We start from the raw sequence: 25,062 nt of genomic DNA on the forward strand, positions 1-25,062 counted from the left end.
AGCGGACACGTAAGTGACGGATGCCGCGGCCCGCCGGCGCCGGTCACCAGGGACTGGGCTTGTAGTCCTTGAGGAACACGCCGTACTGGTCCTCGCCGGATTCGCCCATCACGATGGGGTCGTACACGCGGGCGGCGCCGTCAACGAGGTCCAGGGGTGCGTGGAAGCCCTCTTCCATGAGGCGGACTTTGGTGTAGTGCGGCCGTTCGTCCGTGATCCAGCCGGTGTCCACGGCCGTCATGAGGATGCCGTCGGCGTCGAGCATTTCCTGGGCGCTGGTTCGCGTCATCATGTTCAGCGCCGCCTTGGCCATGTTCGTGTGCGGGTGCCCGGGGCCCTTGTAGGCGCGGGAGAACTGGCCTTCCATGGCGCTGACATTGACGATGTATTTCCGCCGCGCGGTGGAGCGCTTCATGGCCCCCCGCAGCCGGCTGACCAGAAGGAACGGAGCCGTCACGTTGCACAACTGCACTTCGAGCATCTCCAGCGGGTCCACTTCGTCCAGCACCTGGGTCCAGCTGTTGATGGTGGCGAGGTCCGGGACCAGTCCGCCCGCGTCGATCGCGGTGCCGGAGGCAATCCGCTCCAGCGACGCCGACCCGGTGGACAGGGCCAGGGACGTGATCGCGTCCCCGGCCAGCACGGGATGGTCGAGCACGCTGCTGGCGAGGGCAAGCGGGTGCTTGTCGTGGGCGTGGCCGAACGTGACGAGCTCCGGGCCCCCGTTGGCAGCCTGGAGGGCGGCGGGCAGCGGCTCGTCCTCGGCGTCGACGAGCGGCTTGTAGGCGTTGCCGGAGCGCCGCACGGTCTGGGCCGCGTTGTTGATGATGATGTCCAGCGGTCCGGCGGCATCCAGGGAATCCGTCAGGGCCATCACCTGGGACGGGTCACGGAGGTCGATGCCCACGATCCGGAGCCGGTGCAGCCAGTCGGCGCTGTCCTCCATCGCAGCGAAGCGGCGGGCGGCGTCCTTCGGGAACCGGGTGGTGATGGTGGTGTGCGCACCGTCCCGGAGGAGCCGGAGCGCGATGTACATGCCGATCTTCGCCCGGCCGCCGGTCAGGAGGGCCCTGCGGCCGGTGAGATCGGTGCGGGCGTCGCGCTTGCTGTGGCTGAACAGGGCGCACTCGGGGCACAGCTGGTGGTAGAAGGCATCCACCTGGGTGTAGTGCTGCTTGCAGATGTAGCAGGGCCGGGACCTGATCAGGTGGCCGGCGATTTCCCCGGTGGCGGACGTGGCGAGCTTGTTGCCGCGCGTCTCGTCGTCGATCCTGTCGGGGGCGGCCGTCGCCGTCTGTGCGATCACGGCGCGGTCCGCCTCGGCGATCTCATCGCGCTTGCTGACCCGCCGGTGGCGCTTGACGGCCTTGAACATCTTCCCGGTGGCGCGGCGCACTGAGACGTAGTCCGGGTGCTCCTCGTCATAGGCGTGGATCGTGTTCAGGACCTTCAGGCAGGCCTGGATTTCCTCCGGGGTCAGTCCGGCGAGATCAGACCCGGCAAGACCAGATTCGGCAGAGGGAAAGTCGGAGGACAGATCGGGGGAGCTCATTGCCCTAATTTTACAGGGTACGGGGAGCCCGGCCGGACGTGCCTGCCGGGCCCCCGCCTGCCTATGCCGTGGGTGACTGCTTGACCGGTGCGTCTGTGCCCACAGCGGCGGCCTGCACGTCGGCAACCTTGTCCACGGACTCCCGCAGCTCGGGCCAGTTCTCGGTGGCGGTCCGGACGGCGTCGGGCACCAGGCGCAGGTTGGCCGCGGAGAGCGCCCTTTCCGCGTCGCTGGGGTCCGGGACGTGCTGGCCCTTGGACAGGACCGTGATTCCGGAGTCGGTGACCTTGAACCCGCGGGCTCGGTCCAGTTCGGGGTCGAGCCCGATCGTGGCCCCGGCCGGAATCTTGACGTTCTTGTCGATGATGGCGCGTTTGATCACGGCGCCTTCGCCGACATTGACCTTGTCCATCAAGACCGAGTCCAGGACCCGGCTCGAGGTGCCCACGTAGACGTCGTTGGAGAGCACGGAGCCCTCCACGATGCCGCCGGAGACGACGACGCCGCTGGCCACGATGGAATCCAGTGCCGTGCCCACGGTGTTGGACTTGCCGCGGACAAACTTGGCCGGCGGGGAGATGGTCTGGCGGGTGTAGATCGGCCACTCGGAGTTGTAGAGGTTAAACACCGGGACGGGGGAGATCAGGTCCATGTGGGCGTCGTAGAACGAATCGATGGTGCCGACGTCGCGCCAGTAGGTGCGGTCCCGTTCGGTGGACCCGGGAATGTCGTTGAGGGTGAAGTCGTAGACACCGGCCTCGCCTTGGTTCACGAAGTAGGGAATGATGTCCCCGCCCATGTCGTGCTTGGTATCGAGGCGCTCGGCGTCCACGTGGAGGGCTTCGATCAGGGCATCGGCGTCGAACACGTAATTGCCCATGGAGGCCAGGAACTGGCTGGGGTCGGCCGCGAGGCCGGGAGTCGACGACGGCTTCTCCACGAACGCGGCAATTTTGTCCGGGTTGTCCGCATCGGTTTCGATCACGCCGAACTGGTCCGCCATGTGCAGCGGCTGGCGGACCGCGGCGACCGTGGCCTTGGCCCCGCTCGCGACGTGCTGCGCCACCATCTGGGAGAAGTCCATCCGGTAGACGTGGTCTGCCCCGACCACGACCACGATGTCGGGGTTGGCGTCGTGAATGAGGTTCAGCGACTGATAAATGGCGTTGGCGCTGCCGAGGAACCAGCTCTTGCCGACGCGCTGCTGGGCCGGAACCGAGGCCACATAGTTGCCGAGTTGGGTGGACATCCGCCACGTTTCGGAAATGTGCCGGTCAAGGCTGTGGGACTTGTATTGCGTCAACACCACAATTTGCAGATAGCGGGAATTCACAAGATTTGAAAGGGCAAAGTCAATGAGCCGGTAGCTTCCGGCAAACGGGACACCAGGCTTGGCCCGGTCCGCCGTCAACGGCATGAGCCGGTTTCCCTCGCCACCTGCGAGGACAATTGCCAAAACTCTCTTTTGATGCGGCATGGTGATAGCTCCTGAACGCCTTCGTTACTCCCCAATACAGTCCGGCATGCCCGAACGTCTTCACACTAGATCAGTTCCACCGTAACGACTACCTTGGTGCATGTGCGAATAGATATTGTGACCAAAGAATTCCCGCCGGAAATTTACGGCGGCGCCGGGGTCCACGTGGCCGAGCTCAGCCGAGTGCTGGCCCAACGCGTGGACCTTCAGGTGCGTGCCTTCGGCGCGCCCCGCGAGCCCGGGTATCACGGAGCGACCGTCACGTCGTATCCCGTGCCCGAAGACCTGGGCTCTGCAAACGCCGCCATCCAGACCCTCGGGGTGGACCTGAGGATCGTTCCGGACATCGCCGGCGCGGACCTGGTCCACTCCCACACTTGGTATGCCAACATGGCCGGACACATCGCGTCGCTGCTCCACGGCATCCCGCATGTCCTCAGCGCGCACAGCCTGGAGCCGCTGCGCCCGTGGAAGGCCGAGCAGCTCGGTGGCGGCTACGCGGTGTCCTCCTGGGTGGAAAAGACCGCCTACGAGGCCGCGGCCGCCATCATCGCGGTCTCGGAAGGGATGCGCCAGGACATCCTGCGCAGCTATCCGGACGTTGACCCGGCCAAGGTCAAGGTGGTCCACAACGGCATCGATGTCAGCCAGTGGAACCGGGACGAGGCTGATGACATCATCCGTCCGCTCGGAATCGATCCGGAGCGCCCCAGCGTTGTTTTTGTGGGCCGGAACACCCGGCAGAAGGGCGTGCCGTACCTGTTGCGGGCCGCCGCCAAGCTCCCGGCCGACGTCCAGCTGGTGTTGTGCCTCGGTGCCGCGGACACCCCGGAACTGGCGGCCGAGACGGCACGCCTGATCGAGGAGCTGCAGAGCCAGCGCAGCGGCGTGATCCTGATCGAGCGGATGCTGCCCCGCAACGAGGTCATCCAGGTGCTCAGCCACGCGACCGCGTTCGCGTGCCCGTCCATCTACGAACCGCTGGGCATCGTCAACCTTGAGGCGATGGCGTGCGGTGCCGCTGTGGTGGCCAGCGCCACCGGCGGTATCCCGGAGGTCGTCGAGCACGGCAAGACCGGACTGCTTGTTCCGATCGAGCAGGTCACGGACGGCACCGGAATCCCTCTGGACCCGGAGAAGTTCGTCACCGACTTTGCCGAGGCCCTCATCGAAGTGGTGTCCGATCCTGCCCGGGCCCGCGCCATGGGCGAAGCCGGCCGGCGCCGGGCCGAGGAGCACTTCTCCTGGGAATCCATCACGGAGACCACGCTCGAGGTCTACCGCTCGGTGCTCCAGCAGGGCTCCTGACCCCGCGACGGAACAGCACCACAGCGTCACCGCAGCGCGGAGTCACTGCACTACAGAGTCACAGCACTACGACGACGACGCCGCCCCGGCTGAGGGGGCGGCGCCGCCGTCGCATTTCGACTGGGTCAGCCGCGGGTCTTGGTGCCCTGGGCCTTGGTGCCGTGAGCTTTTGTGCCGTGAACGGCGCGGGCAAGCAGGATCTTTTCGTCCAGTGGCGCCTGGCCGCTGGCCCGCTGCTTGCGGAAGTAGTCCCGGGCCTCGTCCTGGCGGACCTTCTCCGCGCCGGTGGAGATCTCAGCGCGGAGGTGCTCCGGGCCGTACCCGAACGCGTCCACCAGGTCCAAGGCGTGCGGACGGATCTTCACGAGCAGGCGGTTGATGTATTCGCCCACAGTGCGTCCGCGCTGCATCGACAGCCTGCCGTTCATGAGGTACCAGGACAGGTTCTTCTCGATCAGGGACAGGCCGAAGAGATCGCGCAGCCACGTCAGGACTTTGTGCGTGCCCGGGTCTGTCACCTTGCCGAGGGCCTCGGTAAAGGCTTCCCACTGCAGCAGCTCCGCATGGGCCTGGGCGGCCTCGATGAGTTCGTGCTGGTGGGCGTTGAACAAGGCGGCGCCCTGCTGCTGCGGGAGCTTGTTCGCGCCCTTGAGGGCCGTGGCCACCTCCGCGACCATGGTCTGGACGCGGTCCGTAAGCAGGGTCCGCTGGCTTGCTTCGTCCTTGATCGCCAGCGCCGCCTTCTGCACTGATCCGGTGTCGGCCACGAACTGGGCGACGCCGCGTAGTCCGGTGCGGTGGATCGCCGCACCGGTGGCCTGGCCCACGACGTAGCGGGCCAGCACGCCGACGTTGACGGTGCGGAATTCCTTGGCGTAGTCCGCCAGCAGGCGCTTGGCGACCAGCTGCAGCAGGACGGTGTTGTCGCCTTCGAACGTGGCGTAGACGTCGAGGTCGGCGCGGAGCGAGGCGAACCGGTTCTCAATCAGGAATCCGGCACCACCGCAGGCCTCGCGGCATTCCTGCAGCGTATCCAGGGCGTGCCAGGTGCTCAGCGGCTTCAGGGCCGCGGCCAGGGTTTCGAGGTCCTGGCGGTCCTGGTCGGTGTCGTGGCGGCCGGAGAAGACATCGTCGAATTTCTGCAGCAGTTGCTCGCTGGCGAAGCTGGCGGCGTACGTGGTGGCCAGCCGGGTGAAGAGCCGGCGCTGGTGCCGCTGGTAGTCCAGCAGCACTTCCTCGTCGGTCTGGGAGGAGGCATTGAACTGCCGGCGTTCGGTGGCGTACTGGATGGCGGTTTTCAGGGCCAGCTTCGACGCCGTCACGGCGGCGCCGTCGAGGGAGACCCGGCCCTGGACCAGCGTGCCGAGCATGGTGAAGAAGCGGCGGCCCGGGCTGGCGATGGGGGACGTGTAGTTGCCCTCGGGGTCGACGTCGCCGTAGCGGTTCAGGAGGTTGGTGCGGGGGATCCGGACGTTGGTGAAGTGAAGCCGGCCGTTGTCGATGCCGTTCAGGCCGCCCTTGACCCCATCGTCCTCGCCCCCGATGCCCGGCAGGAACTCCTTGGTCCCGGGGTCCCGGAGGTCCATGTAGAACGCGTGCACGCCGTGGTTGACGCCCTTTGTCACCAGTTGGGCGAACACGACGGCGGCCAGGCCATCGGTGGCGGCGTTGCCGATGTAGTCCTTCCACGCTGCCCGGAACGGCGTGTGGACCACGAACTCCCCGGCTGCGGGGTCGTAGGTGGCGGTGGTGGCAATGCTGGCCACGTCGGAGCCGTGCCCGGTCTCGGTCATGGCGAAGCAACCCGGGATCTCCAGGCTCATGATGCCGGGCAGCCATTTCTCGTGGTGTTCCGCGGTGCCGAGGTGGTTCACTGCGGAGCCGAACAGGCCCCACTGCACGCCGGCCTTGATCTGCAGCGACGGGTCGGCGATGACCAGTTCCTGGAAGCCGGCCACGTTGCCGCCGTGGTCATCGGAGCCGCCCACGGACTCCGGGAAGGCGCGGTGGACGGCCCCGTTGTCCACCAGGATCCTGAGCTGCCCGAAGACGCGCCGGCGGTGTTCTGTGTGGGTCTGGCCCTCGATCTTGTGCAGTTCCGGGCGGCCGGCGAGGCCCCTGGACTTCAGCCGGATGTCGGCCCACTTGCCGAGCAGCTGTTCGCCAAGGGCCGCGACGTCGACGGCGGGCGCCTCAGGGGTACCGGGCTGGCCGGAACGGCCGGTTGCCGTGGTTGCCGCCGGCTGTTGTGGTTGCGGCCGGCGCCGGGGTGCGTTGCCGGTGGTGCGGTCGGCTAGTTCAGTCATGTCGCTTCCTTCTGTGGTTCTGACAATCTTTAGTGCTGACAGTTCAGGTCGCGGGCGGGGACCGGTGTGCCGCTGCTACGGCGCGCCCTGGCCTGCCGGGTCTGTTCGTTCCGTTTGTGCTGCTTCTGCGGGAGGAGGTGCCTGCAGCTCGGGGGCGATGCCGAAGCAGAGCCAATCCGTGATCTGCCGCGCCATGGCCTCCTGGCCGGGCTTGGCCGGCCCGGGCGGGCTGGCGAGCCACTGTTCGCCGGCATTCCGGACCAGGCCGATCGCGGCGTTGGGCCAATAGCCGATCACGGCTTCCTTGTCCTGGCCGCCGCCCAGATGGCTGCGCATCGGCCGGGCAATCATGTCGCTGATGGCGGCGAAGAAGTGGCTCAAGGCTCCCGCCGTGGACATGGACGGGCCGGCCGTTTCGGCCTCGCCGGAAGCATGGCGCGTCACGAACGTGTAGACATTCGGGCTGGTCTCGGCCATTTGCAGGTACGCGGACACCATTGCGAACAGGCCTTCGCGGGGCGTCTGGGCGCTCTGGGCCGCCTCCTGGATGCGCCGCTGCATCTGGCTCAGGACCACCTCGCCCACGGCCTGCTGGAGTCCGGCTTTGTCGCCGAAATAGCGGTAGAACACGGACTTCGACGTTCCCGCGGCTGCGGCAATGTCCTCCATGGATGCGTCGCTGCCGAGGGCATGCACCGCCTTCCGGGCGGACTTGATCAGCTCCCGCCGCCGTTCCTCGCGGTGGGACTGCCAGCGGGAAGCGCGGCCGTCGACGGCGGCCTGCCCGGCGGGCACGGCGGCTTTGGGGATGTTCACGATACCCAGCGTATCAGGTACGCTGGGTATCGGTAATCGCTTTGATCGAAGGAGACAGCCCATGTCCGTCAACGGACAGTCAGTGCCCCGCCCCCAGCCAGCCGCCGCACCCGCCGCCGGGAAGACACAGCACGCCAGCGCGGGCCCGGCGCAACTCCGCAAGGCCGTGGTCGTGGGTGGCAACCGCATCCCGTTCGCCCGGACCGGAGGCGCGTACACGAAGTCCTCCAACCAGGACATGCTCACGGCCGCCCTGGATGGCCTGATCGCCCGCTTCGGCCTGCAGGACGAGCGGATCGGGGAAGTGGCTGCGGGGGCGGTCCTCAAGCACTCGCGGGATTTCAACCTCACCCGGGAAGCGGTGCTCGGCTCGGCACTCTCCGCCGAGACCCCGGCCTATGACCTCCAGCAGGCCTGCGCCACCGGCCTGGAAACGGTGCTTGGCCTGGCGAACAAGATCAAGCTGGGCCAGATCGATTCCGCGATCGCCGGCGGCGTCGACTCGGCCTCTGACGCCCCCATCGCCGTCAGCGAGGGACTCCGCGAGGTGCTCCTTGACCTCAACCGCGCCAAGACGATGTCCCGGAAACTGCAGGTCCTCAGCCGGCTCCGTCCCAAGGATCTGGCGCCCGATGCCCCGAACACGGGGGAGCCGCGCACCGGCCTGTCGATGGGCGAGCACCAGGCGCTGACCACGGCGCAGTGGAAGATCACCCGCGAGGCCCAGGACGAGCTGGCCTTCAACAGCCACCGGAACCTGGCCGCGGCCTACGACGCCGGCTTCTTCGATGACCTCCTGACCCCCTACCGGGGACTGAGCCGCGACTCCAACCTGCGCGCCGACACGAGCCCGGAGAAACTGGCCACCCTCAAGCCCGTTTTCGGCAAGAACCTGGGCGCCGAGGCGACCATGACGGCCGGCAATTCCACCCCGCTGACAGATGGCGCCTCCACCGTTCTGCTGGCGTCCGAGGAATGGGCCGACGCCCACGACCTCCCCAAGCTCGCCGCGGTGATCGACGGCGAGGCTGCCGCCGTCGACTTTGTCCACGGCAAAGACGGGCTGCTCATGGCCCCGGCCTTCGCGGTGCCCCGGCTCCTCGCACGCCACAATCTCAGCCTCGCGGACATCGATTTCTTTGAGATCCACGAGGCTTTCGCCGGCACGGTGCTGAGCACCCTCGCTGCGTGGGAGGACGACGAATTCGGCCGCACCCGCCTGGGCCTGGACGGCGCCTTCGGCAGCATCGACCGGGCCAAGTTGAACGTCAATGGCTCCTCGCTGGCCGCCGGACACCCGTTTGCGGCCACGGGTGGCAGGATCGTGGCCTCGCTGGCGAAAATGCTGCACGAAAAGGGCGACGTCAACGGGCGTCCGGCCCGCGGCCTCGTGTCCATTTGCGCCGCCGGCGGCCAGGGCGTCGTCGCAATCCTCGAAGCACTCTAGGGAGAACCGGATGAGCGACAAGTACACCCGGCTGGTCAGCCACGGACTCGGCAAAGACCTCGCCAAGCGTCTCGGCCTCCCGCAGCCAGTGGTCCTCCGGCGGCACGAGCCCGGCCGCCGCCTCATCGACGGACCGGTCCTGGTCCAGGGATCAACCGGCGGCGCCGACGAGCTCGCCGCCACCCTGCTGGACTGGAACCTCGATGTCCGTCGCCACGCGATACCCAAGGAGAAGCTCGGCGCCATCATCCTGGTGCTGGACGAGCTGGCCCACCCCGGCGACTTTGAGAAACCGGTCCTCACCGCCGCCGCGTCGCTGCGTGACCTCGCCCCGAACGCCCGCATCATCACCGTGTCCCGCACGGCGGGCTCGGCCACGGAACCGGCAACGGCGGCTGCCAGGCAGGGCGTGGACGGTCTCCTGCGGTCTTTGGCGAAGGAACTCCGTGCCGGCGCCACCGGCAACGGCATCCTGCTCGCCGACGGCGCCCGGACCACGAGCCCGGCAACACTGGGGGCTGTAAGGTTCTTCCTCTCGGGCCGCTCGGCGTTCGTGGACGGGCAGTTCCTGACCGTCAGCTCCGGCGCCGGCCAGCTGCCCGACGACGTCGAGAAGCCGCTGGCCGGCAAGGTGGCCGTCGTGACCGGCGCCGCGCGCGGCATTGGGGCCGCGATTGCCCGCACCCTCTACCGCGACGGCGCCACACTCATCCTCGTCGACATTCCGGCTGCGGGAGAGCATCTGGCGGCAGTGGCCAACGAGGTCCATGGGACGGCCCTGCAGCTGGACATCAGCCGCGACGACGCCGGCCAGCGGATCATCGGCCACGCCGCGGCACGGCACGGCCGGCTGGACATCATGATCCACAACGCAGGGATCACCCGGGACAAGCTCCTGGCCAACATGGACGCTGGCCGCTGGAACTCCGTGCTCGCCGTCAACATCGCCGCGCAGCTGCGGATCAATGAGGCCCTCCTGGCCTCGGAGCACTTCCAGGACTCGCCCCGGATCGTGTCCGTGGCCTCCACCAGCGGGATCGCCGGAAACCGCGGCCAGACCAACTATGCCGCGTCCAAGGCCGGCGTGATCGGCATGGTCCGCGCCACGGCGCCTCTCATCGGCGAGCGCGGCGGCTCCATCAACGCCGTGGCTCCGGGGTTCATTGAAACCGAGATGACTGCCAAGATCCCGTTCGCCACTCGCGAAGTGGCGCGCCGGCTCAACTCCCTGCAGCAGGGCGGCCGGCCGGGCGACGTCGCCGAGGCCATCGCGTTCCTGGCCAGCGACGCCGCGGGCGGGATTTCCGGGGAGGTGCTGCGCGTCTGCGGGCAGAACCTGGTCGGCGCATGAACGGTTTCCAGACCGTCATCCTGGGCGAGATGCCCGCCCTGTCCAAGCTCTACGTGAACGCGGCCGCCGCCGCGGCACGGCGCCGGGTCCTGGGCACCCACGGCGGCACCGAACTGCCCGCCTACATCCACGAGGTCCGTGGCATGCGGGCCGACGTCGCCAATCTGACGGCGTATCAGCACCTGATCGGCGAGACCGCGAGCGATATCCTGCCTGCGGGCTTCATTCATGCCCTGGCCTTTCCGCTGGCCATGAGAGTGATGAACCGGGACGATTTCCCGCTGCCCCTGCTGGGCATGATCCACCTGACGAACAGGGTGGTGCAGTCCGGGCCGGTCCTGTTCACGGAGGCCCTGGACATCCGGACCCGCGTGGAGAACCTGCGGGGGCACCGCGCCGGTACGCAGCTCGATGTCGTCGCGGAGGTGCGCGCCGCCGGGCAGGAAGAGGTCCTCTGGCGCGGGGTTTCGACCTACCTGGCCAAGGGGGTGTTCCTCCCGGGGATCGACAAGGCCTCGGTGGCCGTGCCGCCGTCGCCGTTCTCCGTGCCGGATCCCACGGCCCTGTGGCAGCTGGGCGTCGATACCGGGCGTGCCTACGCGGCTGTCTCCGGAGACTTCAACCCCATCCACCTGAGCGTCCTGACCGCCAAGGCCCTCGGGCAGCGGCGGTCCCTTGCCCACGGCATGTACCTCGCGTCGCGGGCACTGGCCGACGTCGGTGCCGTCAAAGGCGACGCGTTCAGCTGGGAGGTGGCCTTCGAGGCGCCCGTGTTCCTGCCCGCCCGGGTGGCGCTGGACATCAGCACCGTCCAGACCGAGGGCGGCGGCTGGCGGCGTTCGGACTACGTGGCGTGGAACCCGCTGTCCGGTCGCCGGCACTTCAGCGGATCGGTCGCCGCCCTGGACTAACCGGTACTGCCATAGCCGGGCAGGACAGACAGTCCGACGGCGGCATCCGCTGTGGGGTTACCCCGGCGGGAGCCGCCGTCGTTGTGCCTGCCGGTTGCTTAGGTTGCGGACGGGGTTTCGGACGGGTCCGCCGGTTGCTCTTCCGGCCGGCCGGGCTTCGCCACCCGCAGCATGCGGTGCATGCTCAAGAGAATGGATTCCACCGCGCTGGGGGCGTCGTGGGTGTGCGGCACCGAGCCAAGCCTGGCGGTGAGCTCGTTGATCGCCGCGTCGGCGGTGCGGGCCAGCTCGGCCTGGCGATCCGGGTTGTCCTCCTCCGTGGCTCGCAGCACGTCGCCGACGGCGGACATGGCGTCACCGAGGGGTGCCGCGTATTCGTCCGGAATCACGAACGGGGTGTCCTCGGCCCAGATGACGTCGGAGAGCACCTGGGTGACGTCCTGGACGTGGAATGTGAGCCGCTCCAGATCCCGCAGGTTGCGGTAGTCGAGGGTGATGTCGCGCGGATGCAGCCGGCGGCGGGGATTGGCCCGGCGGCTGGCGTCAGCTTTCTCGACGGCGAGCCGCACTGAGCGGGCGTGCGCCGCGAGCGCTTCCGAGCGGCGGGACCAGTCAACATGCTCCGGCGGCCAGCTCTCCTTGAGCGCCTTGCCCATGTCCCAGAGCTGCTGGGCGAGCGCCTGGCGCAATTCCACGATGCTCAGGGCCGCCGCCCGGAAATGCAGCGGCGGGAAGACCAACAGATTCACGACGATGCCCACCGTGACGCCGACCGCCATCTGGAAAAGGTACCCGAACGAGAACGAGTCCGGGTTGTGGCCGCCCACCAGCAGTACCAGCAGGGCCGCCGTCGGGATCCAGTCCCGGCCCGAACCGATCTTGGGCAGGCCGGCGAGGATAACGCCCAGTCCCATGACCACCGCGACCGTCCACGGCGACGGCGAGCCGAGGCTGAAAAGCATGAACGCCAGTCCCACCCCGATCGCCAGACCGACCAGCGCCTGCAGGCCCTGGCGCATGGAACCGGCAACGTTCTCGTACATGGCCACCAGGGCGCCGAGCGGGGCGTAGTAGGGGTAGTCAGCGGCGGAGCCCGGCATGAAGGGCGCGATCGCGAAAGCAATGCCCGCTGCCAGCGCCGCCTTCAGAGCCAGCTGGAGCCGCGGCCACACGAGCGCCGCCGCGACGCCGCTGGCCGCGCCATGGGCCCGTATGCGCAGCCAGGAGGGCGGCTTGTCTGTTGTCTTTTCTGGAGTGACCATCCCGGCTCACCCTAGGGCCGCGTGGTTGCTGCTACAAATGGACGAACCTGCTGCGGCGCCGCAGGAGCCTGCAGGGGGCCGGTCAGGACGCGGCGCGGGCGGCCCGCCGCACTGCCGCGGACAACCGCTGGGCCCGGCCGCTGGTCCGGCCTTCTTCGCTGCGGCGCGGCACGTACCCGAATCCGAGCCCGTAACCGGGATCCGCGAAGCCGAGGGCCGCGTTGGCGCCCTCGTGTCCGAAGGCCAGGTGGCTGCCGAAGTTCCGCCCCGGCTGGGGTTTCATGAACACGACGGCAAAGGCGTTGTCCTGCCCGGAGCACCGGTCCAGTCCCCACACCTGCTCAGCGGCCATGAGTTCGATGGTGGCCGGGCTCAGGAACGCGGGACCGCCGTCCACCCCGGTCGTGGCGGCGGCGTAGAGTCTGGCCAGTCCGTCGGCCGAGCCCACGCCGCCGGCGCTGCTCATTCCCGCGGCACGGACGACGCGGTGGTTGGGCAGTTCCATGATGGTGCTGACCGGCGCGTTGCTGTTCAGGCCGTCGAGGCTGAGCGGGTCCAGCCACGGCTGGGCCGGGTCAGGGTCGTAGAGCACCTCGCGGTACCGCGGTTCCTGGTCCTCGGGCAGGCCCAGGAAGAAGTCGATGCCCCGCGGGCGGCGGATACGCTCGTCGTAGAGCCGCTGGAGCGGCACTCCGGCGGTGCGGCGGCAGAGTTCCTCCATGAGGATCCCGATGGTCAGGGCGTGATAGCCGAAAGCCGTGCCCGGCGGCCACAGCGGCGCTGAGGCCGCGAGACAGCGGGCCGCCTCGGGTTCGGTGAAGTCGGCCAGGGCGAACCCGCCGGCGACGCCGGGCAGCCCGGCCTGGTGGGACAGCGCCTGCCGGACGGTGAGCAGATCCTTGCCGTGGACGCCGAACTCCGGCCAATAGGACGCGACGGTCCGGTCCAGATCGAGAAGGTTGTCCTGGACGAGGACGGCGATGACCATGGCGGCGGCGCCCTTGGAACACGAGTACGTGCCCGTGATGTCGCCGGCAGCGAACCCCGGGCCGCCGCGGAGGTCCACCACCTTCGTTCCCAAACGGTAGACGGCCAATTGCGCGCTGTAGTCCTGGTCCTCGGAAAGGAAGGAGTCGAAGAGCTCACGCACCTCGGCGAACTCCCGGGTGGCAAAGCCGGCCGAGAGGGACTGCGCTGCGTGTTCCATGGACCCCATATTCATGACCAACACCCTAACGGCCGTCCCGGGCGCCGGCGGCTTCAGGCTGCGCCGTGTCCCGGGGCAACCTCTTCGCCGGCCCGGACCGGTCCCGGGGGTGTGCCGTCGCCGAACGGCCGGCCGCCGAGTTCTTCGCGGCCGTGCCCGGTGAGCCAGCTGCCCAGTTCCGGCCCGCGCGGGACGATTCCGGTGGGGTTGATGTCCTCATGCACGATGTAGTAGTGCTGCTTGATCTGCACAAAGTCGGTGGTGTCGCCGAAGCCGGGGGTCTGGAAGAGGTCCCGTGCATAGGCCCACAGCACCGGCATTTCGCTGAGCTTTTGCCGGTTGCACTTGAAGTGCCCGTGGTAGACGGCGTCGAAGCGGGCCAGTGTGGTGAAGAGCCGGACGTCGGCCTCCGTGATCGTGTCGCCGACCAGGTACCGCTGGCCCGCCAGGCGTTCCTCGAGCCAGTCCAGGGCCGTCCAGAGCCGATCGTAGGCGGCGTTGTAGGCCTCCTGGGAACCGGCAAAGCCGCAGCGGTAGACGCCGTTGTTCACCTCGGTGAAGACACGCTTGTTGACGGCGTCTATTTCTTCCCTCAGGTGCTCCGGGTACAGCTCCGGCGCGCCGGCGCGGTGGTACTGGGTCCACTCCGTGGAAAAGTCGAGCGTGATCTGGGGGAAATTGTTGGTGACTACCTGCCCGCTGGGGACGTCCACGATCGCCGGGACGGTGATCCCGCGGGGGTAGTCGGGGAAGCGGCGGAAGTAGGCGTCCTGGATGCGTTCGATTCCGAGGACGGGATCCCTGCCGTCCGGGTCGAGGTCGAAGGTCCAGGACCGGGCGTCGTGGGTGGGGCCGGGTTGGCCGAGCGAGATGACCGCCTCCAGGCCGAGGAGCCGGCGCACGATCACCGTGCGGTTGGCCCAGGGGCAGGCGCGCGCTGCGATGAGGCGGTAGCGGCCAGGTTCCACGGGCCAGCCGGGTTCGCCGTGGGCGCCCGTGGCACCGTCCCGGGTGATCCGGTCCTCAATGTAGTTGGTATCCCGGGTGAATTCCTCGCCGCCGGTCACATACGCGCCCTTGGTGCTGAATCCCGGATCGTCGGTGTGGGTACTCAGGCTCATGGTCCCAGCCTAAGGCCGGGAAGGGAACGGCCCGAACGCGGCCGTGAACACGGGCGCCATCGGCTGCCAGGCAAACCACCATGCCCCGGCCACAACCACGGCGAAGAGGGCAATCCACACCGCGGCGGGGATGGAGGTGGCCCGGGCCAGCAGATAGGCGTCCGACGTCGGGAGCCTGTCCCGGTGCCGCAAATGGACGTTGGCCAGTTTGCCGAGGTCCCTGACGGCAGCGACCAGTAGCGCCAGGCCCAGCACGATCATCACGTGGCCGTTGAATACCGGCGGCACGAACAGCACCAGGAGCGCCGAGGCCAGTACGGCGGCGGCGGTGATGAGGAGGCCCACGCCGTTGCGGAGGAACAGGAAGGATGCCAGGAGGATGAGCGTGCCCACCGACATCGCGGCCGGCCCCCAGCCGTTGAAACCGCACCAGACCATCGCCGCCCCGACGACGGCCGGCACGGGGTAGCCCCAGAACGTCGACCAGGCGGCGGAGAGGCGGCTCCTGCTGTACGTCGTGGTGGTGCCGGAGTGGTCCAGGCCCAGCCGGATGCCTCCGAGCCGCTGGCCGGTGGTAAGGGCGGCAAACGCGTGGCCGAGTTCGTGGGTCACGGTGGCGAGCAGGCCAAAGTAGCGCCAGGACAGGCGGGGCAGGGAGACGGCCACTGCCAGCAGGACCACCGCAACGAGCTCAATACTGCTCACATGCGGGCTGGGGGCGTGGGTGAATCCGGCAACGATCCGCTCCCACCATGTCAGGGCCAGGTTCGGTTCCCCCAGCAGGCCGGGCGGGGTCATGCCCTGCCCGAGGCATGCGCGATGCAGTACGCGGTCCAGGGCCTGGCCTCCAGCCGGTCCTCGGGGATCGGGGTGGCGCATACAGCGCAGATTCCGTAGGTGCCCTCGTCCATCCGCGCGAGAGCGGCATCGATCTGCAGCAGGGAAGCCCTGCTCTGTTCCAGGAGCGCGGAGGCCTGGGATAGTTCGAAGGCGATCGTTGTGCCCTCGGGGTCGTGTTCGTCGTCGACGTTGGAGTCGAGGCGGGCGGCATTGACCGAGGTGATGTCCCGGCGGAGGGCGGGCAGGAGGGCAAGCTTCCGGTCACGTTCCTCGCGCAGGAGGATCCGGAACCGTTCGACGTCAACCATAGGCTTCAAGGCTAGCGCGGCCGCTGCGGGGGCGCCTAAACGGGCCGAAGGAGCCGTCCGCGCCGGGAGCCGGCCAAGGACTCAACGAACTGGTAGATGATTCCCACATCCACGGAAAGAGCGCGGGCGGTGGGGGCAGCGTCTAGAGTGGGCGCATGGTGGACCAGACGCACCCCGAGACCCCCGCAAACCCCGAGGACCGTCCAAACCCCGATCATCCTGCAGACGCCGGCAACGCCGCGGCCCCCGGGAGTCCCGGGCAGACCGGGGACGCTGATACGGCCGACGCGCTCCTGCGCGAACTCGCCGCAGCCTATGGCGTCGACACCAGCTACTGGGGCTGGGACGGAGTGCAGCGTTCCGTGGCCGCCGGGACCCTGCAGGACGTGCTGGCGGCCCTCGGAGTCCCCGCCAACGGGCCCCAGGAACAGCAACGCTCCCTGGCCGAGTCCCGGCTGGCACCCTGGCGGCGCATCCTGCCCCCGGTCCTTGTAGTGAGGGAGGGACAGGAGTCCCACGTCGAGGTCCACGTCCCGCACGGAAGCGAGGTCCGCGTCTGGATCGACGCCGAGGACGGAAGCAGCTATGAGGCCGCCCAGCGGGAGAACTGGGACCAGCCGGTCGACGTCGACGGCGTTCTCACGGGACGTGCCACGTTCGCCATACCCGGCGGCCTCGGTCTCGGCTGGCACACCTTGAGAGCCGACGCCGCGGGCACGGCGGCGCAGTGTCCGCTGGTTGTTACGCCAGACCGGCTCCGTGCCTCGGCCCTGCTCAAGGAACGCCGCACCTGGGGACTGACGGCCCAGCTGTACTCCGTGCGGTCCTCCCGGTCCTGGGGGATTGGCGATTTCGCCGATCTCGGGGACCTCGCCGAGGTTGCCGGAGAGCAGGGGGCCGGCTTTGTGCTGGTCAATCCGCTGCATGCCGCCGAACCAGTGCCGCCGGTCGAGGACTCCCCGTACCTGCCCACCACGCGGCGCTTTTTCAACCCGCTCTACCTGCGGGTGGAGGAAATCCCGGAATACGGTTACCTGGACGCAGCCGGCCGGGCCGAGGTGGCACGCCTGGCCGAAGGCCTGCAGGCGGCCAACCGTTCCAGGGACCTCCTGGACCGCAACGCCAGCTACGCGGCAAAGCTCGCGGCCCTGGAACGCGTGTTTGCGGTCCGCCGCGGGCCGGCCCGCACCCGGCAGTTCGCCGACTTCTGCGCAGAGCAGGGGCAGGGGCTCGAGGACTTTGCGCTGTGGTCTGCGCTCGCCGAAGAGCTGCCGCCGTCGGCGCCGGAATGGGCCGGAGCGGCGGCATCCCCGGCGTCGCCCTACTGTGTCGAGCAGCGGCCGAGGCTGGCAGCCCGGATCGAATTCCACTGCTGGCTGCAGTGGCTCTGCGACCAGCAGCTCGAGGCGGCCCAGCGTTCGGCACGCCAGGCGGGGATGGGGATCGGCGTCGTCCATGACCTGGCTGTCGGGGTAAAACCCGGCGGTGCCGACGCCTGGACCCTCTCCGGCGTTCTTGCCCGGGGCGTGAGCGTTGGTGCGCCTCCGGACATGTTCAACCAGCTGGGCCAGAACTGGTCGCAGCCGCCATGGCATCCGGGCCGGCTCGCCGAATCCGGCTATGCCGCCTACCGGGACATGCTCCGTACCGTGCTGCGGCACGCCGGCGGCATCCGGGTGGACCATATCCTCGGCCTGTTCCGGTTGTGGTGGATCCCCGAGGGCGGGGGGCCGGAGAGCGGCACGTATGTGCACTACGACCACGAGGCGCTCATCGGTATCCTTGCCCTCGAGGCGCAACGGGCCGGGGCGATCGTGATTGGCGAAGACCTCGGGGTGTTCGAGCCGTGGGTCCGCGGCTACCTGGCCGAGCGGGGGATATTCGGCACGTCGATCCTCTGGTTCGAACACGACGCCGATGGCCCGATTCCGCCGGAACACTACCGCGAGCAGTGCCTGACCAGCGTCAACACCCACGATCTGCCCCCGACGGCGGGCTACCTCGCCGGTGAACACGTCACCTTGCGCGAATCGCTCGGGCTGTTGCGGCGGCCAGTGGCGGAAGAACGCGCCGAGGCCGCGGCCGAGCAGGAGGCCGTGCTGGCCCGGGTCCGGGCACGCGGCCTGCTGGCGGAAAACGGCACGGACGTCCGGACCACGGTGGAGGCGCTGTACGCCTACACGGCGCTGGCCCCGTCAGCGCTGCTGGGGGTGGCACTGGTCGACGCCGTGGGGGAGACCCGGACCCAGAACCAGCCGGGCACCAGCACCGAATACCCGAACTGGCGCATTCCGCTGGCCGCTCCCGAGGGTGTGGTGCTGATAGACGACCTGCCGGACAACGAGCGGTTCCTGTCCCTGCTGGGCACCGTCCGCGGCGCGCTGCATCCCGGAGGGTGACCGGACACGGGGGAGCCGGGCCGTGGACCGGGCGCGGGCACCTTCTTGACCTGAGCCTGGCCTGAGGCCGGGAATGCAGACAGCATTGGCCGCACCAATACCGGCCGCTAGCATGGACCGATGACGCGGATCGGCCGACTCTCCCTGGCCGGCGGATGGGCGCTGGCGATGCTGCTGGCGGGGTGCACGTCGGTGCAGCCCCTCCAGGCCGGCCCGCCTTCGCAGTCCCCATCTGCCGAGTCCCCACCGGCCGGGTCCCTGCCTGCCGGGTCCCTGCCTGCCGGGCCGGCGGGGACCGAATCGCCGCCCACGTCCCCCGGCCAGGACACGCCCGCCGCGACCCCACCACCATCCCCGTATTTCGCGCAGCCGGCCCCGCACCCCGCTCCGGGCGGGCAGGCCAGCGGCGGAATCGCGCACATTGTGGTCATCGTCCAGGAGAACAAGGCGGCCTCGCAGATCATGGGCGCCAGCGAAGCGGGCTACTTCAACAAGCTTGCAGCGGAATTCTCCGTGGCCGCCAACTACCGGGCCATCACCCACCCGAGCCTGCCCAACTATCTCGCCCTCACGAGCGGAACCAGCGCGGGGATCACCAGCGACTGCAAGCCGGACTCGTGCACCGCCGATGTGCGCTCGATCGCCGATGAGATCACCCAATCCGGACGGACCTGGAAAATGTACGCCGAGGGCATGCCCGCGCCCTGCGCCGCGCATGACTCCCGCCGGTATGCGGTGAAGCATAATCCGTTCATGTATTACCCTGCCGTGACGGACGACGTGGCCTCCTGCTCGGACCATGTTGTTCCGTATGACCGGCTGGGGCAGGACCTGCAGTCGCCGTCGACCCTGCCGGACTACTCTTTCATCAGCCCGGACATGTGCAACGACACCCACGACTGCTCCATCGGCACCGGAGACGACTGGCTCGCCCGCGAAGTGCCGAGGATCCTGGGATCCCCGGCCTTCACGACGCAGAACTCCCTGCTGGTGATCACGTGGGATGAAGGCAGCAAAGACGACAACCGGGTGGCTACGGTTTTTGCCGGCCCGGCAGCGCGGAAGCACTTCACATCCAATGCCGCCTACTCGCACTATTCCTTGCTGCACACCATCGAGGACGTGTGGGGGCTGAGCCCCCTGACCGATGATGTCCGCAATGCGCCGCTCATGGGTGAATTGCTGAACCACTAGCGGTCAGCCTATTCCCGGCCAATACACAGGAACCACTGCCCATAATGGACCCGAAGCTCCGGTCAACCGCTATTTGACCGGAGCTTCGCCACATCCGCCTGCACCGCCGGCGGTGTCCGCCCGGGTGAAGCTAGGGCTTGGCCTCGACGAGGAAGACCAGGGTCTCGGGCAGTACGCCGTCGTAGGCCATCGCCTCGCCCATTACGTCATTTTGCATCGCGGCCATGAGGGCATCCACGTCGGGGACATCCATCATCACTGCGACTTGCGTCGGATTCTCGGGGTTGACGAACGTACGAATGTTGGTGATCCCCAGTGGGCCGAACACCTCTTCGCGCTTCGGCGAGGCAAGCCAATGATCCTTGTCCTTGACATCGTGGTGGCCGATTATGGTTGGCATGGCGGTCCTCTCGCAGGGGGCCAGCGGTCCGCCGGCCCACTGCTCCGAAAGTTACTCGCCGCCGCATGCCCGGGCAAGTCATTTTTCCAGCCTCATACCGCCGCGTCTGTGTGCCTTACGGAGGGCCGCGGCCCTGAACTGGACGGCCGCCCGTCCCCAGCGCCCGGTTCCCGTGACATTCTCCTCCGATAGGGGCCTTTGGGCACACGCCCGGCGCGTGCGGGAGTTCCTAAAATGAAGCATGGCCGCCGACGCGATCGAGGTGGAACGCAAGTACAGCCCTTCGGAATCCGACGCCCTCCCGCCACTGGCATCAATCCCAGGGGTAGATCGCGCCGGGCAGCCCGTCAACGAAATGCTGGACGCCGTCTACTTTGATACCAAAGCACTGGCATTGGCCAGGCAACGGATCACGCTGTGCCGGCGGTCAGGCGGTCCGGATGCAGGATGGCATCTCAAACTGCCGGTCGCCGTGGGGGAGCGCCGGGCGATAGGGGAGCCGCTTGGCGGCGATCAGGATGCCGTGCCGGAAAATTTGCGGCAGCTGGTGCTCGTCCACACCCGCTGCCACGCGCTGATGCCGGTTGCACACATCCGGACCAGCCGGAGGGTCACGCCGTTGTACGCCGCCGACGGCGCAATCCTTGCCAACTTCAGTGACGACCGTGTCGAGGCCCAATCCCTGCTAACCCGCGCGGGACCGTCGCGGTGGCGGGAATGGGAACTGGAACTCGCCGGCGGCCCCCGTCGGCTGCTGCAGGACGCCGACGCTCTGTGCGCCGCAGAGGGAGTCACCATCGCCACCCACCCGTCCAAGCTCGCCCGGGCGCTCGGACCGGACTATCCGGAGAATCCGGGCACGGTTCCGAAACCGAGCCCGAGCGGGCCGGCCTCGGACGTCATGCTCTCGTACGTATCCCAACAGATACGCGCCGTGAAGCTGAATGATCCTCGCGTCCGGGTCAATGCGCCCGATGCCGTGCATCAATTCCGGGTGGCCGCCCGCCGGTTGCGGTCGGCACTGGCAACCTTTCGAACGCTCACAGATACGACGTCGGCCAGGTTCCTTAGGGGCGAGCTCCAGTGGCTCGCCGGCAACGTGGGCCAGGCCAGGGACGCCGAGGTCATCCGTGCCCGGCTGACGCAAATGATCAGTGCCGAACCTCCGGAGCTGTTGATCGGGCCAGTCGCGCAGCAGATCCAGGAGCACCTCGGCACTGTCCAGCAACAGGGCCTTGCCGCCGGACTGGCGGCGCTGGACAGCGCCCGCTACTTCCGCCTCCTCGATGCCCTCGATGCCTTCCTTGCGGTACCTCCGCTGAGCGGCGGGGCAGGCAATGATGCGCCGGGGACGGTTGGCCGGCTCGTCTCCGCGGAACGAAAACGCCTCAAGGCGGCGGTCCGGTCCCTTGACGGCGGCACAGGCGGGACACCGCAGGATGCCGCATTGCATGAAGTTCGGAAGGCTGCCAAGCGGCTGCGCTATGCCGCAGAGGCGGCTACCCCCATTTTCGGCACTCAAGCAACGAACGTTGCCCGGGCCGCGGAGGGCATCCAGGAGATCCTCGGAGACTTCCAGGACAGCGTCGTCACCCGGGAATCCCTACTGGTGCTGGCGGGGCAGGCCGCGGATGCCCCCGGCAGCGGATTTACCTTCGGGCGCCTGCACGCCCTCGAGCAGCAGCGCGGCAACGAAGCCCGCTTGCGGTTCTACGATGCGTGGCAACAGTCCAGGCCGAAGCCCCTGCGCTGGGCCTAGCCACCGCGTCCGAACGCCGGGAGAACCCCTATGATCGAACCCCGCAACGCAATGCCGGCCATCTGGTCGGACGGACTGGGCCGCGCCAGCATCCGCTCCGTGCAGGTCCTCGCCGTGTCCGCCCTCGCGTGGGCAATCATCTGGGCCGCCAGCCGCATCCCGCTCGTCATCATCCCCGTCCTCATCGCCGTTATCCTGGCCGCAGCGATCTCCCCGCTGGTCCGCTGGCTCACCGGGCACGCCTGGCCGCGGGCCCTCGCGGTGGTTGCCTCGTTCGTGGCCATTCTCGCCGTTTTCGGCAGCGTCATCGCCGGCATCGTCATTCTGGTCTCCAACCAGTGGGGCGAGCTCACGGCCCGGGCCGCTGCGGGGGTCGAGCAACTGCACTCATTCCTGAACCACGGACCTGTCCCTGTCAGCGACCAACAGATCACCGCCGTCATGGACTCGGTGCGGGAGTTCTTCACCTCGAGCACGTTCAGTGCAGAAGCCCTCACCGGTGCCCGCACCGCGGTGGAAATCTTCACCGGCGCGGTGCTGATGGCCGTCACCCTGTTCTTCTTCCTCAAGGACGGTCCCGAAATCCGGGCCTTTCTCATTGGCATGCTGCCGGCCGACCACCGCGCCAGGGCACGGCTGGCGGCGGATCGCAGTACCGTCGTCCTGGGCGGGTATGTCCGCGGCACGGCCATGGTGGCCGCGGTTGACGGTCTCGTCGTCGGGATCACCCTCGCCATCATGGGAGTGCCGCTGGCCCTGCCGCTGGGAGTGTTCATCTTCATCGGCGGATTCATCCCGATCGTCGGCGCTACCGTCGCAGGAACCCTCGCCATTGTCGTCGCGCTGGTCTCCAACGGGCTGGTCCAGGCGCTCATTGTTGTGGCCGTGGTCATCGGCGTGAACCAGCTCGAACACCACTTCCTGCAGCCGGTCCTGATGGGCAGGGTCCTCAGCATTCACGGCCTGGCGATACTGCTCGTCCTGGCGGCGGGCACCATACTGGCCGGCATTGTCGGCGCGCTGCTGGCCGTGCCCATCACCGCCGTCACGTGGACGGTCGTGACGACATGGACCGGCAAGGACCCGCTGCCCGGACTTGAGCCGCCCGGGCCGGAGCTGGCCGGACCTGAGCTGGCCGGACCAGAGCTGGCCGGGCCAGAGCTGGCCGGACCTGAGCTGGCCGGGCCAGAGCTGCCCGGACCAGAGCCGCGGTAGGCCCGCCGTTCCGGACGCTGCCTGAAGCTGACCGCGGCAACGGGGACCCGGCACTACAATTGACCGGTTCCCAGGACTTGCTCCTGCCCGGCACACGCCCGGCCACCAACAGAAAGATCCGATGCAGACCACTTCTGACCACGCCGTCCCGGCGCAAGTTGACCTGAGGCAGGCCGACCGCCCGGACCACAAGCCCCTGGTCCGCTGGCTACTGGCCAACCAGGTCGCACCCGCCGGCCCCGAAGCCGAGGAAGATCACAAGCCCAACGCCTGGTGGAAAGTCATGTGCCTGACCGGCGTCGACTATTTCTCCACCCTGTCATACCTTCCCGGTATCGCCGCCCTGGCCGCCGGTGCCCTGTCGCCGCTGGCCACCCTGCTCATTGTGGCCCTGACCCTGCTGGGCATGCTCCCCATGTACCGCCGGGTCGCGCAGGAGAGCCCGCACGGGCAGGGCTCGGTTGCCATGCTGGAGAAGCTGCTCCCGTTCTGGCGCGGCAAGTTCTTCGTCCTGCTGCTGCTCGGGTTCGTTGCGACCTCGTGGATCATCACCATCACCCTCTCCGGAGCCGACGCGACGGTGCACCTGCTCGAAAACCCGATCGTGCCTGCGGGATTGAAAGGCAGTGCCGTGATCATCACGGTGATCCTGCTGCTGATCCTGGGTGGGGTGTTCCTGCTCGGCTTCAACGAGGCCGTCGGCGTCGCCATTCCGCTTGTGGCCGTCTACCTGCTCCTGAACGCCGCGGTGGTCGCCGCAGGATTCGCCCATGTTCTCTCCGAACCGTCCCTGATCGCCGGCTGGACCGACCGGCTGCTCGCCAGCGCCGGCGGCGGCCCCATGGACCTGATCGGGCCCGCCGTCATCGCCTTCCCCCTGCTGGTCCTGGGCCTGTCCGGGTTCGAGACAGGCGTCTCGATGATGCCGCTGATCAAGGCCACCGGCGACAGCCCCGAGCAGGTCATGGCGTCCCGGGTCAGGAACACCCGCAAGCTGCTCACCACGGCGGCGGCCATCATGAGCGTCTACCTGATGTCCACCAGCTTCCTCACCACGGTCATGATCCCGGCCAAGGAGTTCGAGGAGGGCGGACAGGCCAACGGCCGCGCCCTGGCGTTCCTCGCCCACGACCTGTTCGGCGCCGGGTTCGGCACCGTTTACGACATTTCCAGCGCCCTGATCCTTTGGTTCGCCGGAGCCTCCGCCATGGCCGGACTCATCAACATCGTGCCCCGGTACCTGCCGGCCTACGGCATGGCGCCGGAATGGGGCCGGGCCGTCCGCCCGGTCGTCATCGTCTACACCGTGCTGAGCGTCGGCATCACCATCGCCTTCAACGCCGACGTCAACGCCCAGGCAGGTGCCTACGCCACCGGCATCCTGGCCATGATGGTATCCGGAGCCGTCGCCGTGACCGTCTCCGCGATCCGCCGGCACAGCCGCGCCGGAACCATCGGCTTCGGTGCGCTGACCCTGGTCCTGCTGTACGCGCTGGGCGCCAATGTCATCGAAAAGCCCGACGGCATCGCGATCTCGGCGTTCTTCATCGCCGGCATCATCGTCGTCTCGCTCATCTCCCGGGTCCAGCGCACCACCGAACTGCGGCTGGAAACCATCGAGTTCGACGAGGCAGCCCGGCAGTTCATCACCGATTCGATTGCCTTCGACGGGCAACTGAACGTCATCGCCAACAAGCGCCAAGCCGGTGACAAGGCTGAGTACGCGGACAAAGAGTACGAACAGCGCGGGCTGAACCCCGTCCCGGGCCCGGCGGATGTCATCTTCCTGGAAGTGGAAATCTCCGATCCTTCGGCGTTCAGCCACACGCTCCGGGTCGAAGGCGTCGAAGTGGACGGCTACCGGGTCCTGCGGGTGGAGTCCCCGGCCGTGCCGAACGCGATCGCGGCCGTCCTGCTGGCCATGCGCGACTCGACCGGCACGAAGCCCCAGTGCTACTTCGAGTGGTCCGAGGGCAACCCCGTCGGCCACCTCATGCGGTACCTGTTCCTGGGCGAGGGCGACACCGCGCCGCTGGTGCGCGAAATCCTCCGCGAGACCGAACCCGACCAGGCACTCCGGCCCGCCATCCACGTGGGCTAGGCAGAGCGCACTCTGACCACAACGAACAGCCCCGCCGGGATTTGAGCAGTCCAGATTCCGGCGGGGCTGTTCGCGCGTAGTCGGAGTC

Annotated in this window: 19 protein-coding genes; 9 read left to right on the plus strand and 10 right to left on the minus strand. The window is 68.3% G+C overall.

Annotated features, from left to right (window positions below; genetic code table 11):
• Positions 1-43 precede the first annotated feature (43 nt).
• Together AC1DDH_RS06905 and glgC are read right to left on the minus strand one after the other, a co-directional pair.
• Entirely contained in the window at positions 44-1,552 is a 1,509-nt protein-coding gene (locus AC1DDH_RS06905) for an SDR family NAD(P)-dependent oxidoreductase (RefSeq protein ID WP_476886559.1), read from the minus strand.
• 61 nt (positions 1,553-1,613) lie between these two features.
• Positions 1,614-3,029, minus strand: coding sequence for a glucose-1-phosphate adenylyltransferase (glgC, locus tag AC1DDH_RS06910; protein WP_476955111.1), 1,416 nt, complete (start codon positions 3,027-3,029; stop codon positions 1,614-1,616).
• A 102-nt stretch (positions 3,030-3,131) separates the two neighbouring features.
• Here glgC and glgA point away from each other — a divergent pair, with 102 nt between their 5' ends.
• Positions 3,132-4,337 carry a glycogen synthase gene (gene glgA, locus AC1DDH_RS06915; protein WP_476850944.1) on the plus strand — a complete coding sequence of 402 codons (1,206 nt, stop codon included), beginning with the start codon at positions 3,132-3,134 and terminating at the stop codon, positions 4,335-4,337.
• Positions 4,338-4,462: 125 nt separating this feature from the next.
• Here the strand turns inward: glgA and AC1DDH_RS06920 are convergent, their stop codons facing one another.
• Both AC1DDH_RS06920 and AC1DDH_RS06925 read right to left on the minus strand, forming a co-directional pair.
• Positions 4,463-6,643, minus strand: coding sequence for an acyl-CoA dehydrogenase family protein (locus tag AC1DDH_RS06920; protein WP_476955112.1), 2,181 nt, complete (start codon positions 6,641-6,643; stop codon positions 4,463-4,465).
• Positions 6,644-6,718: 75 nt separating this feature from the next.
• Entirely contained in the window at positions 6,719-7,459 is a 741-nt protein-coding gene (locus AC1DDH_RS06925; RefSeq protein ID WP_476855897.1) for a TetR family transcriptional regulator, read from the minus strand.
• A 61-nt stretch (positions 7,460-7,520) separates the two neighbouring features.
• Between AC1DDH_RS06925 and AC1DDH_RS06930 the strand changes: the two genes are divergently transcribed.
• The 3 genes from AC1DDH_RS06930 to AC1DDH_RS06940 are packed head-to-tail and all read left to right on the plus strand — an operon-like array spanning position 7,521 to position 11,168.
• Positions 7,521-8,906: an acetyl-CoA C-acetyltransferase gene (locus AC1DDH_RS06930; protein WP_476955113.1), complete on the plus strand. Its 1,386-nt coding sequence runs from the start codon at positions 7,521-7,523 to the stop codon at positions 8,904-8,906.
• A 10-nt stretch (positions 8,907-8,916) separates the two neighbouring features.
• On the plus strand, positions 8,917-10,257 hold the full coding sequence (locus tag AC1DDH_RS06935) for a 3-oxoacyl-ACP reductase (RefSeq protein ID WP_476955114.1): 1,341 nt from the start codon (positions 8,917-8,919) through the stop codon (positions 10,255-10,257).
• Positions 10,254-11,168 (plus strand): MaoC family dehydratase, encoded by a 915-nt coding sequence (locus AC1DDH_RS06940; RefSeq protein ID WP_476955115.1) that lies wholly within the window; start codon positions 10,254-10,256, stop codon positions 11,166-11,168. Before AC1DDH_RS06935 ends, AC1DDH_RS06940 begins: the two co-directional genes overlap by 4 nt.
• Before the next feature lie 98 nt (positions 11,169-11,266).
• Here AC1DDH_RS06940 and AC1DDH_RS06945 read toward each other — a convergent pair whose 3' ends face one another.
• From AC1DDH_RS06945 to AC1DDH_RS06965, 5 genes are all read right to left on the minus strand, one after another.
• A complete protein-coding gene (locus AC1DDH_RS06945) occupies positions 11,267-12,430 on the minus strand; it encodes an FUSC family protein (RefSeq protein ID WP_476850938.1) in 1,164 nt (387 codons plus the stop codon).
• A gap of 82 nt (positions 12,431-12,512) precedes the next feature.
• Complete coding sequence (locus AC1DDH_RS06950; protein WP_476955116.1) at positions 12,513-13,637, minus strand: serine hydrolase domain-containing protein; 1,125 nt, start codon at positions 13,635-13,637, stop codon at positions 12,513-12,515.
• 53 nt (positions 13,638-13,690) lie between these two features.
• On the minus strand, positions 13,691-14,758 hold the full coding sequence (locus AC1DDH_RS06955) for a glutathione S-transferase family protein (RefSeq protein WP_476850936.1): 1,068 nt from the start codon (positions 14,756-14,758) through the stop codon (positions 13,691-13,693).
• A gap of 9 nt (positions 14,759-14,767) precedes the next feature.
• On the minus strand, positions 14,768-15,556 hold the full coding sequence (locus AC1DDH_RS06960) for a M50 family metallopeptidase (protein ID WP_476850935.1): 789 nt from the start codon (positions 15,554-15,556) through the stop codon (positions 14,768-14,770).
• The gene (locus tag AC1DDH_RS06965) at positions 15,553-15,906 is read right to left on the minus strand and encodes a TraR/DksA family transcriptional regulator (RefSeq protein WP_476850934.1); all 354 of its coding nucleotides are present in this window, start codon (positions 15,904-15,906) and stop codon (positions 15,553-15,555) included. The genes AC1DDH_RS06960 and AC1DDH_RS06965 overlap by 4 nt, the downstream gene beginning before the upstream one ends.
• A gap of 155 nt (positions 15,907-16,061) precedes the next feature.
• Here AC1DDH_RS06965 and malQ point away from each other — a divergent pair, with 155 nt between their 5' ends.
• Both malQ and AC1DDH_RS06975 read left to right on the plus strand, forming a co-directional pair.
• On the plus strand, positions 16,062-18,305 hold the full coding sequence (gene malQ, locus AC1DDH_RS06970; RefSeq protein ID WP_476955117.1) for a 4-alpha-glucanotransferase: 2,244 nt from the start codon (positions 16,062-16,064) through the stop codon (positions 18,303-18,305).
• Positions 18,306-18,425: 120 nt separating this feature from the next.
• Positions 18,426-19,499, plus strand: a complete 1,074-nt coding sequence (locus AC1DDH_RS06975; protein ID WP_476955118.1) for an alkaline phosphatase family protein — start codon at positions 18,426-18,428, stop codon at positions 19,497-19,499.
• 130 nt (positions 19,500-19,629) lie between these two features.
• Here AC1DDH_RS06975 and AC1DDH_RS06980 read toward each other — a convergent pair whose 3' ends face one another.
• A complete protein-coding gene (locus tag AC1DDH_RS06980) occupies positions 19,630-19,899 on the minus strand; it encodes a hypothetical protein (RefSeq protein ID WP_230011455.1) in 270 nt (89 codons plus the stop codon).
• A gap of 241 nt (positions 19,900-20,140) precedes the next feature.
• Here AC1DDH_RS06980 and AC1DDH_RS06985 point away from each other — a divergent pair, with 241 nt between their 5' ends.
• From AC1DDH_RS06985 to AC1DDH_RS06995, 3 genes are all read left to right on the plus strand, one after another.
• The gene (locus AC1DDH_RS06985; RefSeq protein ID WP_476955119.1) at positions 20,141-21,658 is read left to right on the plus strand and encodes a CYTH and CHAD domain-containing protein; all 1,518 of its coding nucleotides are present in this window, start codon (positions 20,141-20,143) and stop codon (positions 21,656-21,658) included.
• A 30-nt stretch (positions 21,659-21,688) separates the two neighbouring features.
• Entirely contained in the window at positions 21,689-22,873 is a 1,185-nt protein-coding gene (locus AC1DDH_RS06990; RefSeq protein WP_476955120.1) for an AI-2E family transporter, read from the plus strand.
• Positions 22,874-22,994: 121 nt separating this feature from the next.
• A complete protein-coding gene (locus AC1DDH_RS06995) occupies positions 22,995-24,974 on the plus strand; it encodes an APC family permease (protein WP_476955121.1) in 1,980 nt (659 codons plus the stop codon).
• Positions 24,975-25,062 lie beyond the last annotated feature (88 nt).

It is taken from the genome of Arthrobacter sp. 10T425 (genome assembly GCF_056393985.1).